The organism is Streptomyces sp. NBC_00316 (assembly GCF_036158715.1).
GTDB lineage: Bacteria > Actinomycetota > Actinomycetes > Streptomycetales > Streptomycetaceae > Streptomyces.
Window position 1 is genome coordinate 1,074,400 of the sequence record NZ_CP108023.1, and the last position, 16,379, is coordinate 1,090,778.

17 protein-coding genes and 1 pseudogene are annotated in these 16,379 nt (G+C 70.1%); 12 read left to right on the top strand and 6 right to left on the bottom strand.

Annotated elements, in window-relative coordinates; genetic code table 11:
• Nucleotides 1-109: 109 nt before the first annotated feature.
• The 7 genes from OG878_RS04905 (at nt 110) to OG878_RS04935 (ending at nt 5,176) form a co-directional block, all read left to right on the top strand.
• The gene (locus OG878_RS04905) at nt 110-784 is read left to right on the top strand and encodes an ArsR/SmtB family transcription factor (RefSeq protein ID WP_328885607.1); all 675 of its coding nucleotides are present in this window, start codon (nt 110-112) and stop codon (nt 782-784) included.
• Nucleotides 781-1,518, top strand: a complete 738-nt coding sequence (locus OG878_RS04910) for an SRPBCC family protein (RefSeq protein WP_328885608.1) — start codon at nt 781-783, stop codon at nt 1,516-1,518. The genes OG878_RS04905 and OG878_RS04910 overlap by 4 nt, the downstream gene beginning before the upstream one ends.
• Nucleotides 1,519-1,707: 189 nt before the next feature.
• Nucleotides 1,708-2,280: a dihydrofolate reductase family protein gene (locus tag OG878_RS04915; protein ID WP_328885609.1), complete on the top strand. Its 573-nt coding sequence runs from the start codon at nt 1,708-1,710 to the stop codon at nt 2,278-2,280.
• Between the two features lie 319 nt (nt 2,281-2,599).
• Complete coding sequence (locus tag OG878_RS04920; RefSeq protein ID WP_328891134.1) at nt 2,600-2,980, top strand: BlaI/MecI/CopY family transcriptional regulator; 381 nt, start codon at nt 2,600-2,602, stop codon at nt 2,978-2,980.
• On the top strand, nt 2,977-3,924 hold the full coding sequence (locus OG878_RS04925; RefSeq protein WP_328885610.1) for a M56 family metallopeptidase: 948 nt from the start codon (nt 2,977-2,979) through the stop codon (nt 3,922-3,924). The genes OG878_RS04920 and OG878_RS04925 overlap by 4 nt, the downstream gene beginning before the upstream one ends.
• Before the next feature lie 268 nt (nt 3,925-4,192).
• Nucleotides 4,193-4,609, top strand: a complete 417-nt coding sequence (locus OG878_RS04930) for a MarR family winged helix-turn-helix transcriptional regulator (protein ID WP_328885611.1) — start codon at nt 4,193-4,195, stop codon at nt 4,607-4,609.
• 141 nt (nt 4,610-4,750) lie between these two features.
• Nucleotides 4,751-5,176, top strand: a complete 426-nt coding sequence (locus OG878_RS04935; RefSeq protein ID WP_328885612.1) for a hypothetical protein — start codon at nt 4,751-4,753, stop codon at nt 5,174-5,176.
• An 88-nt stretch (nt 5,177-5,264) separates the two neighbouring features.
• On the opposite strand, the pseudogene OG878_RS04940 reads toward OG878_RS04935, so the two are convergent.
• A pseudogene (locus tag OG878_RS04940) lies at nt 5,265-5,522 on the bottom strand (LacI family transcriptional regulator); the annotation flags it as partial.
• A gap of 128 nt (nt 5,523-5,650) precedes the next feature.
• Here OG878_RS04940 and OG878_RS04945 point away from each other — a divergent pair.
• Nucleotides 5,651-6,478 (top strand): calcium-binding protein, encoded by an 828-nt coding sequence (locus OG878_RS04945; protein ID WP_328885613.1) that lies wholly within the window; start codon nt 5,651-5,653, stop codon nt 6,476-6,478.
• Nucleotides 6,479-6,833: 355 nt separating this feature from the next.
• On the opposite strand, the gene OG878_RS04950 is transcribed toward OG878_RS04945, so the two are convergent.
• Entirely contained in the window at nt 6,834-7,139 is a 306-nt protein-coding gene (locus OG878_RS04950) for a hypothetical protein (RefSeq protein WP_328885614.1), read from the bottom strand.
• A gap of 298 nt (nt 7,140-7,437) precedes the next feature.
• On the opposite strand from OG878_RS04950, the gene OG878_RS04955 reads away from it, so the two are divergent.
• Nucleotides 7,438-8,034: a winged helix-turn-helix domain-containing protein gene (locus OG878_RS04955; RefSeq protein ID WP_328885615.1), complete on the top strand. Its 597-nt coding sequence runs from the start codon at nt 7,438-7,440 to the stop codon at nt 8,032-8,034.
• Nucleotides 8,024-8,989, top strand: coding sequence for an MBL fold metallo-hydrolase (locus OG878_RS04960; RefSeq protein WP_328885616.1), 966 nt, complete (start codon nt 8,024-8,026; stop codon nt 8,987-8,989). The genes OG878_RS04955 and OG878_RS04960 overlap by 11 nt, the downstream gene beginning before the upstream one ends.
• Nucleotides 8,990-9,091: 102 nt before the next feature.
• On the opposite strand, the gene OG878_RS04965 is transcribed toward OG878_RS04960, so the two are convergent.
• From OG878_RS04965 to OG878_RS04975, 3 genes are all read right to left on the bottom strand, one after another.
• Complete coding sequence (locus tag OG878_RS04965) at nt 9,092-9,838, bottom strand: IclR family transcriptional regulator (RefSeq protein ID WP_328885617.1); 747 nt, start codon at nt 9,836-9,838, stop codon at nt 9,092-9,094.
• A gap of 99 nt (nt 9,839-9,937) precedes the next feature.
• Nucleotides 9,938-10,840: an ABC transporter substrate-binding protein gene (locus tag OG878_RS04970; RefSeq protein ID WP_328885618.1), complete on the bottom strand. Its 903-nt coding sequence runs from the start codon at nt 10,838-10,840 to the stop codon at nt 9,938-9,940.
• 153 nt (nt 10,841-10,993) lie between these two features.
• Nucleotides 10,994-11,749, bottom strand: coding sequence for an SDR family NAD(P)-dependent oxidoreductase (locus OG878_RS04975; protein ID WP_328885619.1), 756 nt, complete (start codon nt 11,747-11,749; stop codon nt 10,994-10,996).
• A gap of 897 nt (nt 11,750-12,646) precedes the next feature.
• Between OG878_RS04975 and OG878_RS04980 the strand changes: the two genes are divergently transcribed.
• Nucleotides 12,647-13,618, top strand: coding sequence for an aldo/keto reductase (locus OG878_RS04980; RefSeq protein ID WP_328885620.1), 972 nt, complete (start codon nt 12,647-12,649; stop codon nt 13,616-13,618).
• Nucleotides 13,619-13,912: 294 nt separating this feature from the next.
• Here OG878_RS04980 and OG878_RS04985 read toward each other — a convergent pair whose 3' ends face one another.
• Nucleotides 13,913-14,707, bottom strand: a complete 795-nt coding sequence (locus tag OG878_RS04985; RefSeq protein WP_328885621.1) for an alpha/beta fold hydrolase — start codon at nt 14,705-14,707, stop codon at nt 13,913-13,915.
• 318 nt (nt 14,708-15,025) lie between these two features.
• Here OG878_RS04985 and OG878_RS04990 point away from each other — a divergent pair, with 318 nt between their 5' ends.
• Nucleotides 15,026-15,742: a hypothetical protein gene (locus OG878_RS04990; RefSeq protein ID WP_328885622.1), complete on the top strand. Its 717-nt coding sequence runs from the start codon at nt 15,026-15,028 to the stop codon at nt 15,740-15,742.
• Nucleotides 15,743-16,379 lie beyond the last annotated feature (637 nt).

Consider the following 16,379-nt stretch of genomic DNA (forward strand, 5'->3'; position numbering starts at 1 on the left):
CGCCGCGTGGCACCTTCAGGCCGCCGCCATGCGGTTCGGACATCGGCCGGGATCGACCGACGACTTCTCCTGTCTTGACAAATTTTTTTGTCGGTCGGATCCTGGAGTGGTGCTGGACGTCGCTGTGATCGAAGAACCCGCCGCTGCCGAGGCGTCCCTGGACCCGATACGGTCCCGGATCCTCGCCGCCCTGGCCGAGCCCGGCTCGGCCGCCATGCTGGCCGGCCGCCTGGGGCTGCCCCGCCAGAAGGTCAACTACCACCTGAAGGAACTCGAGCGTCACGGCCTGGTCGAACTCGCCGAGGAACGACGCAAGGGCAACGTCACCGAGCGCATCTACCGCGCCACCGCCGCCTCGTACGTCATCTCCCCCAGCGCCCTGGCCGCCGTCAGTCCGGACCCCTCCCGGTCTCCGGACCAGCTTTCGGCGCGCTGGCTGCTGGCGCTGGGATCTCGGCTGGTACAGGAGGTCGGCGCCCTGGTGACCGGCGCATCCCGGGCCCGGCGACGGGTGGCCACCTACGCCATCGACGCGGAGGTGCGGTTCGCCTCCGCGGCCGACCGGACGGCGTTCGCCGACGAGCTGACCCAGGCCGTGACGGCCCTCGTCAGCCGTTACCACGACGAGTTCGCCGCCCAGGGCCGCAGCCACCGGGTGATCGTCGGCCTGCACCAGATCCCCGCCGCGCCCGACGGCACACCGCAGAGCCCGGCCGGACCGCAGCCGAAGACCGGGGGGACACCAGGACACGAGTCCGAACCACGACAGGAGAGCCCGCGATGACGCACCCCTTCGAGATCGAGCAGGAGACGACCCTGCCGGCGAGCCCCGAAGAGGTCTGGGAGGCGATCGCCACCGGGCCGGGAATCGACTCCTGGTTCATGGGGCGCAACGAGGTCGAGCCGCGTGAGGGTGGCGCCGCCGCCATGGACACCGGGGGCAACCGGGAGGAGTCGGTGGTCACCGCCTACGAACCCGGCAAACGCTTCGCCCTCCGTACGGCCACCGCCGAGGACGGCCGTTTCATGGCCTTCGAATACCTGATCGAGGGGCGCGGAGGCGGCAGCACCGTGCTCCGCGTCGTCCACAGCGGCATGCTCGGCGACGACTGGCAGGACGAGTACGACGCGCTGCGCCGCGGCTGGCCCTTCCACCTCCACACGCTCCGCGAATACCTGGCCCATTTCCGGGGACGCACCGGCATCCCCGTCTTCGCCGTGGCGCTCTCGGGCGAGCAGCCCGCGCAGCAGGGCCGGGCGGCCCTCGCCCGCGGACTGTCCCTGCCGGACCCGATCCCGGTGGGCGCACCGGCGCACGCCGAGCCGGCCGGCCTGCCGCCGCTGGACGGTGAAGTGACGTGGTCGGACGACGAACGCATCGAGGTCCGCACCGCCGACGGGATCTACACCTTCCACCACGCCCCCGGCGTGATGGTGATGTTCCACCACCTCTTCGGCCCGGACACGGACAGCGCCGAGGCCGCCTGGCAGCAGTGGCTGACCGGCCTCCTCACCTGACCCTGACGCGTCCGGGCACACAGCCGCACCGTCGGGACACCCGGACGCGCATCCCCGCAGCTGCTGGACCAGTTGCTCTTCGCAGTGGTCACCGGCGCCTCAGCATCGGGCGCCCGCGCCGCAATACGCGGCCCGGGCGCCCACCGAGCAGTCGCACCACGCACACCCACGACACCGAGGAAATACACCATGCGCACTGTGATCAGCACCGCCTTCATCTCGCTCGACGGCGTCGTCGAGGGCCCCGGTGGCGAACCCGGCTACCGCAACTCCGGATGGACCTTCAAGGACATCGACTTCGTCCCCGAGGCGTTCGAGATCAAGGGACGGGAACAGCAGGAGTCCACCGCGATCCTGTTGGGCCGGGTCAGCTACGAGGCATTCAGCCCCGTCTGGCCGGACATGGCGGAGTTCACGCACTACAAGACGATGCCGAAGTACGTCGTCTCCACCACCCTCACCGACGACAGCCTGGTCTCCAACTGGGGCGAGACCACCATCCTGCGCTCCCTCGACGAGGTCGCGGCCCTCAAGCAGACCGACGGCGGCCCGATCATCGTCCACGGCAGCGCCCGGCTGAACCACAGCCTCTCGGACGCGGGCCTGATCGACCGCTACCACCTGCTCGTCTACCCGCTGCTGCTCGGCGCCGGCAAGCGCCTGTTCAGCACCACGGACAAGGACACCCAGAAGCTGACGCTGGTCGAGCACGAGATCTACATCAACGGGCTGCAGAAGCAGGTCTTCGACGTCGCCCGCTGACGACGCCCCGGGCATCCCGCTCCGCCCTGGCCGGGCGAAGACGGACATCAACCGCCCCGCCACAAGCCGCAGTAGCCGCCCCGGACGAGGACGAGCGCGGCCGTGCGGAACTCGACCGGGTTCCCTGATGGCCCTGCGGGCTCGCGAAAGCCGGTGCGAACCTCCTCCGGTATCCGCGTATTCGCCTGCCCTGACGGCTCGACGGGGAGGTGATGCGGGCCAAGCCGGAGCCCGTGCCACGCCCCGTAAGGTTGGGCAAGGCAAACCTATTTGGGTGTCCGGGCGTGTCCGTCCGGGGCAGCAGCAGGGCGGTGACGCAATGGTGGAGGACGACCGGGACGCAAGGCGTCCGCACGGTGAACTCGTCGCGGACGTGCTGGCGATTCTGTGGGCGGCCGAGGGACCGTTGACGCCGCAGCAGATCAACGCCGCGCTCGGTCGGCACCTCGCGAGGACGACGGTGACGACGATCCTGACCCGCCTGCACGACAAGGGGACGCTCGTGCGGACCCGCGCGGGGCGGGGATTCGTCTACGCCGCAGCGGACGACTCCGCCGGGCTGGCGGCCGGGCGCATGCGCCGGGAACTGGAGCGGGAGCCGCACCGCGACCTGGTGCTGAAGCGGTTCGTGTCCTCGCTGTCCGAGGACGACGAGGATGCGTTGCGGCGTCTGCTCCTGGAGTCCGAGGAAGACGAATGACTCTGGTCCTGGCCCTGGTCATGCTGGCGCTGATGCTTCCGTGGGGCGCGGCGGCGGCCACCCGACGGCTGGCCGTGCTCCTGCCGCCGCGGGAGGCGTGCGCGGCGCTGACGGGGGCCGCCGTGCTGTTGGCCGGGGGCACGGTGGCGGCGCTGGTCGGCCTGTTCCACGTGCCGTTCCTCGCCTCCCTCGAACAGATGCCGCTGCCACGGATGGCGGCCGAGTGGCCGGCCGCGGTGCCGGTCGCCGCTGCCGCCGGGACGGTACTGGTGCTCCAGACGGTGCTGGTGGTCCGCCGCTGGTTCGAGCACCGCTCGCTGCTTGCGCACGCCTGGGCGTCCCTCGGCGACGCGGTGCCCGACGGCGACCTGCTCGTGGTGCCGGGTCCCGACCCGCAGGCGTTCGCGCTGCCGGGACGGCGCGGGCGAAGCGGGCGGGTCGTCGTGACGACGGGCATGCTCCGGGCCCTCGGCCCGGCGGAGCGCGAGGTGCTGCTCGGCCATGAGCGGGCGCATCTGGCGGGTCGCCACCATCTCCTGTCCGCCACCGCCTACTTGGCCGCCGCGGTGCACCCGGCCCTGCGGACCTTGCGCCCGGCCCTGGACTTCCACCTGGAGCGGTGGGCGGACGAGGCGGCAGCCTCCTCGGTGGGCGACCGGCGTCTGGCGGCGACCGCGATCGCACGCGCGGCGCTGGTCGGTGCGTCCGCCGAGCGGGCGGGCAAGAGCCGTGGCCCGTTGCTGTCGGTGAGTAGCGGGCCGGTCCCGCAGCGGGTCGAAGCCTTGCTGCAACCGGTACCGGTCCGGCCGCCGGCGCGCAGGGCACAGGCGGCCGTGGCAGGGCTCGTGACAGTGGTGACGGTAGCGGCTCTGCTGGGACTGGTGCTGGCGTACGGGCTGCATGAGTACGTGGAGTTCGCCGCTGAAGCTGTGCGAGGTCGCTGAAACATCCAACTGACGACATCGATGTAGACCGACGCCTGGGGCGCCCGTATGCTTGGCCCAGGTCTGCTTCACACACCTCTGCAGGCGTGGAGCGCCGCGTGGGTCCGGGGCCGAAGGCGCCTCCGTGCCCGATGGCGGCGGGCCGTGAGCGCCGGTCGTCCGCGAGGCCCAGGCCTGAAGTGACGTCCCCTCCCCAGTGATTGGATGCGGCGTGTACGACAGGGGGAACGGGTCGTCGAGTCCCTCCGAGCAGACGGTGCATCTTCTGGTGGCAGCTGGCAGGGCCGTGGACACGCTGATGGCCGAGCGGTTGAGTGTGCGCGGGTTGAGCCCTCTCCACCGGTCGGTCCTTGACACGCCGGCCGCCTTGGGGCCGCACGCCCGGCTCGATCTCGCCACGCAGGTCGAGATGCCCGAAGCCGACGTCTCGCGGGTGATCGGTGATCTCCTGGCTCAGGGCCTGGTGCAGGTGATGGTCGTCCACATCGGCGGCCGGCACGAGGTGGTGACGCTCACTCCGGCCGGTACGGCGGCGGTGGGGGCCATGCAGGATGACATGGAATCCGTGCAGGAAGTACTGCTGGCATCCCTCACGAGGGGTGAGCGCACTCAGCTGCATTACGTGCTGCGGCGGGTGTACGCGACGGCCGCCCGATGCGGCGGGGTGCGCTCGGTTCCGTCCTAGGGCGCGTATGAAGTTGTGATCGATGTCCGCGTTTTGCCTGCCGGTCGGGCTGGTGTGCGGTGCAAGTCTCCACTGTCCGGCCGCCGGTGTGTGACATCAGCCGAGGCCGGAGGACACGCAGCGAGGCGAACCGGCTTCTCGGTGTCCGGCATTGTCACGCCCACCACATCCGGCGATCGTGTGGGCCTCGCCGGAGCGAGCGTGACGCACGGCCTCACCCGATCGGAGAACGAAGTGGGCTTCATGGCATGGGTGGTAGGAACGGGCATGCTCATGGGCCTGCTGGCGATCACAGTGGGGCTGGTGACGCTCCGGACAGGGTGGCTCCTGCCCCCGGCGCGCCGCAGCGTCACCAGGCCCCGGCTCCACGGCCTGGGTGGCCTGCTGTTGGGCATGTCCCTTGTTCTGCAGGGCCTGTTCTACTTCAGCATCCTGCCGAGCGTTTCCTGGGAGATCCGCTTCTTCGGCGGAAATGCCCTCTTGTTCACCGGTCTCCTCCTGATTTCCTCCGGCCAACTGATGGCGCGCCGACGCGGCCCGGCCCACACCGATCGCTCAGGCGTATGACGGGTCTGCCCGGCGCCCCGGTGGCCGGTCGCCGGGGCAGAGACTTGTCCCGTCAGACGTGCACCCGGTGCACCCTGGGCACTGCCGGACCGTGAGGCGGGAGCTCTGTCGCAATCGGCACCCAGCAGGAGTCCGCTCGCGCTTGCGCGCCTTTCCCCCGTGCCGGCACACCGGGTCCGGATTCGGCGAGCACGGGCACCGGCCGTGCCTCCTGTAGCGCCGTCGTCGGGTACCAGCCGGAGCCGGCCGGAGTGAAGAGCCACGCGGCGAACCCGTTCCGTCGCCGGTGCTCGGCCTGGTCGACAGCACCTTCGCCCCGGGTGAAGCCGAGAGCCTCAACCGCCTCTCACAGCCGCTTTTGAGCCCGCTGGCCCGTTCGATGGACGGCGTGCGGCAAACGGATTCAGGTGTGTCCGAAGCACCATTCCGTGAGGCAGACCTCCTTCTGCTACCCCTCAGACCTGGAGGTCCTGCATGGCTCGGCTCCTCTCGGCCGGCATCGTCTCAGCGGCGTTGATCACGCTGGGAATTCCGGCGACCACCGCTGTCGCCGCCCCTCCCACCTGTTTCGGCATTCCCGCGACCCTCACCGGCGCGGGCCCCCTCACCGGCACACCTGGCCGCGACGTCATCGTCGGCTCCGCGGGCGCCGACGTGATGGACAGCGTCGCCTTCGGAGGCAATGCCGAGGGCGGCGGCCGGGACCACCTGGAAGGCGGCAACGGCAACGACGGCCTGCTCGGGGACTCGGCGACCCCCTTCCAGGGGTCCGCAACCCGCGCAGGCGACGACGTGCTCCGTTCCGGGCCGGGTACAGCCGAAAGCATCATCGGGGACAGTGAAGGCATCGACGGGGCCCACGGAAGCGGCGGTGACGACATCATCGATCTCGGCGCCGACGGCGGTATCTTCGCCATCGGCGACCACAACATCGGCGACCCCGCGGGCGGGCAGGCGACCGGAGCGGGCAACGACCGGATCACCGGCGGCGCGGCCGACGACCTCCTGTTCGGCGACAGCTCGGTCGGCGACGCCTCCCGGACGTTCGCGGGCAAGGATGTGATCGACGGACGCGGCGGCGACGACCGCCTCTTCGGCGACAACGTGAACTGCGACGGGGATGCGAGCGTCGGCACGGCCGGCGGCCGGGACGTACTCCACGGCGACACCGGCGACGACGCCATCTTCGCGGGCCCCGCCAACGACCTCCTGGACGGCGGCGCGAACACCGACTCCTGCGACGGCGAAGCCGGCAACCACGACGTCGCCGTGCGCTGCGAGTCCGTCACAAACGTTCCCTGACCCCTGAACAGCACCCGGCGACGCCCGCGTCCTGCGACGCGGGCCTCGCGGCATGCCGGGCCTCCCCACGTCGCCTGCCGGTCCCGGCGGCGACGAGAACCCGGCTCACCGACGTCACGGTCTTCGACCACATCGCCCGCGCCTCCACATGGCCGAGGCCCGGACAGCCACCTGGCCGACGGAAGGAGTCGTGCGTGCAGGGCCCGCGCCATCCCGACAGATGAGTGAAAGCCAGAAGGACTTGCCAAGGTCGGCAAGCCCCTCTGTCGATTCCAGTGAGGCCAAGGCTCCTTGTCCCGCCCCGAGATGCCGGCCAGGGCCACGGTGCCTGGACGAGTTTCGACCGTTGCAGAGGTCAGGCCAGGGTGGGGATGAAGCCGCCGCGGGCGATACCCGAGCTCAGCAGGAAAGACCAATCGAGCACCTCGGGCAGTTGTTCCAACGACAAGACCACTGCTCCTCCGGCATGTTCGGCATCCGCGCACCAGTCGGTCATGTCACCCGACACGGCGCGTCCGTCGGTGCCGTCGAGCACCGGTGCGGCGAGGGCGGGGACGACGAGTCCGTGTTCCTCCGGTCCGTCGACGACACACAGGGTGAGCCTGGGGACGATGCTCCATCCCTCGCAGAGGGGCACTGCCCCGTCGGGCGCGGTCAGCACTGGCCGGACGCTCAACCGTCGATGTGCGTATGGCCGTCAACGGGCAGGCCAGTACGCCGTCGTCGGGCGGTACCGCACCGGATCGGGCGGGGACTCACGGGGACTGCGGCTGCCACCGGTGGCCACAACCAGTCGGTGCCGGAGTCCTCATCCCGCGAACCTGGACCCCCTGTCGCTGCGGCGTCCGCTCCCGGAGCCCCGCATCCGATGACCCACTGGGACGCTCCAACAGCCGAAGCCGCCAAAAAAAGCCAAAGAGTACGTTGACATTCTCGGATGCCAACGTACTCTTTGACATATGCGACTGAGCGATCCCAAGGCAATCCGCGCCCTGGCCCACCCGATCCGGCTCGACCTGTTGGAGACCCTCGGCAAGATCGGCCCGGCGACGGCGGCGAGCTGCGGGCGGGCGCTGGGCGTTTCGCAGGCCAGCTGCTCCTTCCATCTGCGCCAGCTGGCCAAGTACGGCTTCGTCGAGGACGCCGGGCCGGGCGGCGACCGGCGTGAGCGGCACTGGCAGGTCACCGACCGGCAGATGCTGCTGGGCGACAGCGCACAGGTCGATCCGCTGGTGGCGCAGCAGCTCAGCCGGGTCGTGGTCGAGCGCGAGGCCGCCCGTGCACTCGACTGGGTGAACCGCTCGCCCGGCGAGAGCGACGAGTGGCGGGACGCGGCCCGGGGCATGGCTGCCACCGTGCGGGTCACGGCCGCAGAGGCCGCCGAGATCAAGGCACAGTGGCGCGCGATCCTGAGCCCGTACCTGGCCAGGGACGCCGCCGAGGTCCAGAACACCGCTCCGGAAGCATCCACCGACGACCGGCGCCACGTCCGTTACTTCATGGCAGCCTCACCGTTTGCCGACATAGACCTGGGGGACAGTACCGATGACCACTGACAACACAGTCGACCCGATCGACTTCACCCGCAACGCGCCCGTGGCCGGCAGCCTCGATGTGCAGTGGAACCACGGCGTGCGCTGCAAGCGCGACGGCGCTGAGCCGCTCATCCAGGTGCACGCCTACGACGAGCACACCTTCGTGCTGCGCCAGAGCAAGACTGTCAGCTACGAGGCCCCCTTCATCTATCTGCTCTTCGGCAACGAGCGGGCCCTGCTGCTGGACACCGGGGCGACCGCCGACCCGACCCGCTTCCCACTGCGGAGCACTGTCGACGAGTTGGTGGACGCCTGGCTGCGCGAGAACCCGCGTCCGGGTTACGAACTGGTCGTGGCCCATACGCACGGGCACGGCGACCACGTCGCTGCCGACGCCCAGTTCGCCGACCGTCCGGCGACCACGGTGGTGGCCAGGAATCCGGAGGCGGTCCAGGAGTTCTTCGGCTTCACCTCCTGGCCGCAGGAGACCGTCGACTTCGACCTCGGCGGCCGAGTCCTGGAGGTGATCGGCTCACCGGGTCACCACCGGGCGGCCGTAACGATCCACGACCCGTGGACGGGTATCCTGCTCACCGGTGACACCGTCTACCCGGGCCGGCTCTACGCCTTCGACTTCGCGGAGTTCACCGCGACCCTCGACCGACTGGTGGACTTCACGCAAACCCGGCCGGTGACCCACGTCCTGGGCTGCCACGTCGAGCTCACCTCCCGCCCGGGCGTGGACTTCCCGCTCGGGGCACGGTACCAACCGGACGAGCGCCAGCTGCAGATGACGGTGGATCAGCTGGTCGCGGTGCGGGACGCGGCATACGCGGTCGCCGACCGGCCCGGGGTGCACACCTTCGACGACTTCATCCTCTTCAACGGGCCGTGCACCGGTGCGCAGCTCCGTCTGATGGCCCGCGGCCTGTCTCACAAGGCACGCCGTGCCCTCGCGGCGGCCGTCGGCCGGTGACGGCGAGCCAGGCGTCCGCGCCCGCAAGGCATCACGCAGGGAGGCGACGTCCGGGCGGCAGTCCGGGCGTTGCGACGCCGGCCCCCAGCCGGCGGGGCCTCTTCAGTCAGGGAGCGAGAGCCCCCTGGTCACACGTTGCGCCGACGCCAGCAGCCCCGCCCGGACCTGAGTGGTCCGGTACATCCGGTCCGACCGGAAGGAGATACCGAGTGCACCGACCTGGTCATGGCTGTACACGGGCACCGCGAGACACGTCGTACCGCAGGTGTACTCTTCCCGGTCCATGACGACCGGCGCTGTCCGTGAGGAGTCCAGTTGCCGCATCAGCTCCTCCCTGCGCGTGATGGTGCTGGGCGTGAGTTCGATCAGGGAGTGGCGGGAGAGGTAGTCGGCGCGCGCCTCCTCGTTCAGTTCACGCAGCACGCTCTTGCCCAGTGCCGTGGCGTGTCCGGCGTCTTCGAAGCCCACGCAGAAGTCCACGCGCGGAGCCCGGGCACTGTCGACGATTTCCGTGACGTGGATTTCGCCGTCCTCGTACAGGATCAGGTAGACGGCGACTGAAAGATCGTCCCGCAAGGAGGCCAGGACCGAGCGGACCTGCTGGTTGCGTCCGGCACCCAGCGGGTGGCGTTTACCGGAGAGGACGAATGCACCGTCGTCCAGCTCTGTCATGTATCCGTCCTGGACAAGCACACGCAGCAGCCCCTGGACGGTGGCCGATGGCAGCCCTGTCTCCTGGGCCAGCTGCTGCGCAGGGGCACCTCCCACGTGCGCCCCTGCGGCCTCCATCACGCGGAGAGCGCGCCGGACGGACACGGTCAAGTCGGGGCCGGCCTGGTGGTCACCCATGCAACCAAGCATGGACCCGATACCGGAGGGCAGCAACGCGTCTTCCGCACGTGTCCGCCTGGACGCACAGAGTGATGTACGGCGACCGTATGCCGCCGGTCAGCACCCTTCGCGCGGCGCTCCGCCCGGGAAGGTGGTTGCGGTGCGGTAGAACTCGGCTGCGGGGAGGGTGGCGGGGACGCCGATTTCGGCGGCGACCGCGGTGATCGCGGTGGCGCCGACGGCGAGATCGACTTGGCCGTCGGTGGTGAAATACGGTGCGATGAACGACTCGTAGTGGGCTCGGATTTCGTCTGCGGTGTGTCGGCCGAGGAACGTCTGCATGTGCCGGACCGTGGTGTCGGGTTCGTTGTGGATCGCTTGCAGGGCGCGCCGGTGGGCTCGTACGACGGCCTGGACCGCGGGGTCGTCCGGGTGGATGTAGGTGGGGTCGATGGCCACGCCTACGGTGGGGATCCGGAAGTGGTCGCCGACCCAGGCCAGCACCTGCCAGCCGTACTCGGCGGCTATCGCCTCCGGTGCCATGGTGCTGCCGACCAGAGCGGCGTCGATCCTGCCGTCGTGCAGCCGGCGCAGGTCCATGCCGTAGTCGCCGGGCGGGCGGACGATGGTGTGGATGTCGCGGTCCGGGTCGAGGCCGGCCTGTCGCAGCACGATCCGGGCGAAGCACCCGGGTGCGGTGTGGGGGGCATGTACCGCAAGCCGTCGGCCGGTCAGGTCGGCCAAGGAGGTCAGGCCGGGGCGGGCGAGGAACCAGAACAGTGGGCGATGGGTGTTGACATTGAGTGTGACCCAGGGGGTGCCATGGGTCAGTCGGGACAGCAGTGCCCGGCCGAGCCCGATGGTCGCGCCACGGCGCAGTCGCTCCTCGTCCCAGGAGCAGCCGTCGCGCAGTGCGACGTGGACGCCCTCGGCGGCGTAGTAGCCCTGCTGGTCGGCGATGTAGGCGACCAGTTCCTCGTGCAGGCCCCGCCCGACGTAGGCGAGATCGATCGTGTACATGAACGTCTTTCCTTGATCGTGTGACCGGCATGCGCCGGCGCGTACCGGGGGCCCGGCCGCTGCGGCCCGTGGTGCTGAGGTGACGGTGCACCGGATGCGGTCCGTCGGCCGGACCGGGATGGTGCGGCCTCGCGTGCGGAGGGCAGCACGGCATCAGTACATGGACAACCCGCCGTTGACCGCGGCCGTGGTGCCGGTCATGAAGGCGTTGTCCTCGCCGACGTAGAAGGCGACCGCTCGGGCGACGTCGGCCGGGTGCGCCAGGCGGCCCAGGGGGGTGGCGGCGATCTGCCGCTGCTTGAGCTCTTCGTCGAGCGCCTTCGCCATGCGGGTGTCCTCCACCGGGCCGGGCGCGACAACGTTGACGGTGATGCCCTGCGGGCCCAGTTCCTGGGCGAGGTACCGAGCCAACTGCTCCAGTGCGGCCTTGGCCGTGCCCAGTGCGACCATGCCCTCCCGGGGCCGGCGGCTGAGGCCGGTACCGAGATAGACGATGCGCCCCCAGCCCTGTTCGGTCATGGCGGGCAGGACGGCTTTGGTGACGGCGAACGCCGCACGCATCTCGCCGTCGAGCTTGCCGCCCAGCTCTTCCCACGTCATGTCCTGGAACGACTTGATGACATACGGGGTGAGCGCGTTGTGCACGAGGACGTCGATGCCGCCCCATGCCGCCTGAACCTCCTCGACCATGCTCTCGACCGCCGCTGCCTCGCGCACGTCGGCCTGCACGGCCATGGCCCGGCCGCCTGCGGCCTCGATACCGGCGACGACCTCCTCGGCTGCCGTACTGCTGCGCAGGTAGTTGACCACCACGCGCATCCCTCGCTCGGCCAGAAGACGCGCGGTGGCGGCGCCGATTCCGCTGCTGGCCCCTGTCACCAATGCCACCCTGCCGGATGCACCAGTCACGGGCCCACCTCCTGCTCATCGTCGTGGGCCGTCGGCATGACCGCCTGGCGTCGTTCACCGTCCATGCCGGGGTGTGCTGAGGGGATCGTCCTGCAAAGCACGCTGTCGACGGTCGCCCGCAGCAGATCGGCCGCGGTCCGGTCGGGTTCGCTCGGCAACTACGAGGTGAGCAGCCGCTCCAATGCGCCGCGGGTTGTCTCACTCAGCAGCCCAGGCGGCGCCGGGAGCAGTCCCCCGCCGGAACAGGCTTGTCGAACCGCCGGTAGACCCACGTCCACACGCTGCTCCACGTACTGGCGGAGCATCGCGTCGCCCCGCCCGGTCGCGCGCCGGATTGCGCCCGCGGTCACTGTCTGCCGCGATACAGGAACCGCTGTACCCGCACACCGGACAGCTGCACTTCTGCGTCCTCGGCCGCCGCCACCAATCTACGCTCCACCACGGCGCAATGCAGCGCGGGCGCAGATGCATCAGGCTGCCGTGCGGGTGATCGCCGACAGTGCTCAGGACGCACTCGATCGCGCCCGGCGCACCGGGCTTCAGGCCCAGCTCGGCGAACGTCCCGAGCCGGGCGACCAAGCGACCGCCACGGCGGGTTCGCCGTCCGACGTTACGCTGCAACTGGCGGCCCACCGGGCAGCTCTCCACCCCCGGCTCGTCATTGCCCCGAACGCGAAGAGGGAGATCCGTGACACGACCACGGTCACCGCCGGCGCCCAACGCGGTCCACACCGCGCACACGCATATGCAGCGCACCGTCATCACCCCGGACGACGCCCGGCCGCGAAGCCACAGGCGCCGTCACCGAAGCCGGGACGGAATGTGGTGGACGCGGCGGCGGTACCGCGGTGCCGCTTCGTTCTCTGCACCGCTTCCTCCCGTACTGAAAGGGAAGTCATGGAATACGTGAAGCTGGGCTCGACCGGCCTGGACGTCTCACCGCTCAGCCTGGGATGTATGAGCTATGGAGTGCCCCACCGCGGCAGCCACTCCTGGACGTTGGACGAGGAGGCGAGCCGGCCGTTCATCCGCCGTGCGGTCGAGGCCGGGATCAACTTCTTCGACACGGCAAACGTCTACTCCGACGGCACCAGCGAGGAGATCGTCGGGCGTGCACTGGCGGAGTACGCCCGCCGCGACGAGACGGTCATCGCCACCAAGGTGCACGGCACCATGCGGCCCGGGCCGAACGGCGGCGGCCTGTCCCGCAAGGCCATCTTCACCGAAATCGACAACAGCCTGAGTCGGCTGGGCACCGACTACGTCGACCTCTACCAGATCCACCGCTGGGATCCGCACACCCCGATCGAGGAGACGCTCGAAGCCCTGCACGACGTCGTGAAGGCGGGCAAGGCCCGGTACATCGGGGCCAGTTCGATGTATGCGTGGCAGTTCTCCAAGGCGCTGTACACCGCCGAGCGGCACGGTTGGACCCGCTTCGCCACCATGCAGAACCACTACAACCTCCTCCACCGCGAGGAGGAGCGCGAGATGCTGCCGCTGTGCGCCGATCAGGGAATCGGGGTGATCCCCTGGAGTCCACTGGCGCGCGGACGGCTGACCCGGGACTGGGACGCAGACAGTGTACGGAGCGAGACCGACGAGTTCGGCAAGACGCTCTACCAGGAGAACGACCGTGTGATCGTCGAACGGGTTGCTGCGATCGCCAAGGAGCGAGGCATTCCGCGGGCCCAGGTGGCCCTGGCGTGGGTCGCCCAACAGCCTGGCGTCACTGCACCGATCGTCGGAGCCACCAAGCCACACCATCTGGACGACGCGATCGCCGCGCTGTCCGTGGAGCTCACTCCGGAAGAGCTCAAGCAGCTCGAGGAGCCGTACAGCCCGCGCGCGGTCGTCGGGTTCGCCTGAGGAAGCGGCGGGCATTCCGTCGGCGGCGCGGATGGTGACGCCCTTGTGCGGCTGGTCTCCTGCCGGGCCGGGGCCCAGGCAGCCTGCGCCTGGCCGGCCGCGCCGCAGTCCTTGCCGGACCCGCGCCGGGGAGTGAAGGGTGTCCCCCACGATGCACACCGGTTCCGCGCGGCCACCCGACGGGTCCCACGCGACGATCGCCAGGTGTCCAAGGGTCCCCCGGTCTGGTCACGGCAGCCCAGGTCAGCCATGCCCCGGCGCATTGGTTGGCGCTCCTTGTGCGCTCACCAGCAGTCAATCGGCCTCGTATCGTCGCTGTGCCAGTGCGGCGAGCGCCGCTGCCCACTCGGTGGTCGCCTCCAGGTGTACGTCGTGCCCGGCGTCCACGGTGACCATCCGGCTGTTCGGCAGCCGGGCGCGCATCTCGTGAGCCTCCGCCTCCGGCACGATCCCGCGCGCACCACGGACGAGGACCGCGGGGCAGCGGATGGCCTCCCAATCCGCCCAGTGGGGTGCGTCGTCCGCGAGTGCGGCCGTCATCACGTCGGCGTCCCACTGCGGATAGCCGCCGTCTGCCCGCCACTGAAGGCCGTCCACCCATGCGGGGTGCGGGAGGAAGGCGGTGGCTGCCTCTCGGTCCGTGAACGGCACCGGCCACGAGCGGAGCCAGTCGACGACCTTCTGCCGCTCCGACACGCATCCCTTGCTGGGCGATGCGTCCGCCATGGCCAGGCCACACACCAGGTCGGGATGGCGGGCCGCCATCAGCATCGCGGTGTGCCCGCCGAGGGACTGCCCGGCGACCACGACCGGGCCGACGCCCAGCGACACGGCAACGGCCGCGGCATCCGCCACGAACGCCGCCCGCGACATATCCGTCGGCCGCCGCTCGCTGCGGCCGTGCCCGCGCTGGTCGAACGCCACCACCCGCAGTCCGGGCAGCAGAGTTGCTGCGGTCGCGTCCCACTCACCTGATTCACCGGCCAGGCCATGCATGAGGAGCACGGTCGGCCCGTCCCCGCCGTAGTCCTTGATCGCCAACCGCGCTCCGTCGCGGCGGAGCTCCCGCCACACACTTGTCGACTGCATGCTCCGATCCTTGCGCAGCCGGGACGTAGCCGTGAACCCCAGGTACGTCATGCTCGCGGTGGCCGAGCGGCCGGCGCGAGGTGCACTTCGAGCGCCGACTTCCCCCCGGAGCGGACCGCAAGCTGAAAGCGCGCATCACAGATCGCGGCGGCCGGCTCACCTCTGCCGCCCTCCCACGCCGTTCGACGCACAACGGCCTGGGGACGAAGAGCAGCCCTCGCCGATTTCGATTTCGAGGATCCCCATCACTGCCGATCACGTGAGCCGGATGGCGATCCAGCAGGCCGGGCAGCCACTGGCTCGGGTTACTGTCCGCGAATGTCAAGCACACGTACGCACGGCAGCTATCGGACGGGCGGCCTATGGGTCACAGCAGGCATATCGCTCGGCATCGTGGTGGTCGGCTCAGCGCTCGCCCTGTTCGGCATGATGGAGTTCGACGAGCGGTGCATGCAGGGACTGACGCAGGGACCGGGTCGGCTCCTGCGGGTACGGGATCAGGCGTTTCCGCCTGCCACCATCTGCGAGTTCCAACGTGGAGAGGTGTCGTCCGTCGGAGGGCACGGAGTGCTCGGCGTGCTGCTCTGGGCCAGTCTGCTGACCATGGTGACCTGCCTGTTCGTAGCCCTGATCGCGGAGTGTCTGGATCCGCGCCTCGGAAGCGGTCTGGTGGTGCCGATGCCCAGAGGTGCGAAACTCCGCCGCACGCGAAGGGCGTTCGTCGTCACCGGCGCCGTGTTCCTCATGTTCTACGCGCTGGTCGGATGGCGACTGCTGGCGGGGCCGTCGTCGGCCTGCTCCGCAGGCGCGGACTGGGGGACCAATCCGCCACGGACTCTGGAGTACAGCTTCTTCCCCCCTCAGGCCACCTGTCAGTACTCCAGCGGCTTGACGCACCAGATGAACCCCGGCTGGATGGCGTCGCTGGCAACCGAGTTGGCCATCCCCGCGCTCATCGCGGGAGTCGGCTTCATCCTCGCCTGGCGGCGCTGGAGCACGGAACGACGGGCGACGCCACACGACACCACCCCCTGAGTAAACCGCGGGCGACCACGGATGGATGGATGAGGCACCAAGGAATGAGTTACCGGCCGACGTCGAGGTGGGGTAAAGGCCGACACCGGACACCTGTCCGCCGATGTGCCGACGAGAACGATCTTGGTCCCCTCTGACGGTCGGGAGCCCGCGAAGGGGATCGACTCCCCTGCGTCGGCGGAGGCGTGCGGCGGGTGACGACCTCTGTCACGGGATCGAAAGTCCGGTGACGACGCGGGAGCGGACCTCGTGAAAGGTCCTGACGCCGGGCCGGGCGGCACGATGCGGGCGCGGTTGCGCCCGGCCGGGCAAGGATTCACGCTGGGAAGGGCCGGGCCGGGGTGTTCGACGAGCTGGGGGTCGTCGGTTCCGCCTGATCCCGACCCGGGGCACCGTTGCCCACGGCGCGACAACCGGCTGCGAGGACCTCGTCGCAAGGGTGACGCGTCGGCTCCGCGCCGCGGCCGGACCGATCCGTGGTGTGTCCGTGGAGCCGAGGAGTCCGTCGCCATGGGCCAACCGGTTCGCCGCCTCCGAGTCGGACCGCGAACAGGTCGCCGCTCCGGTGCAGACACCGCTCGCCACACCATCCCGACCGCCGCGAGAGGGGTCCGGCGGGAGCCCCGGCCTCGTCCGT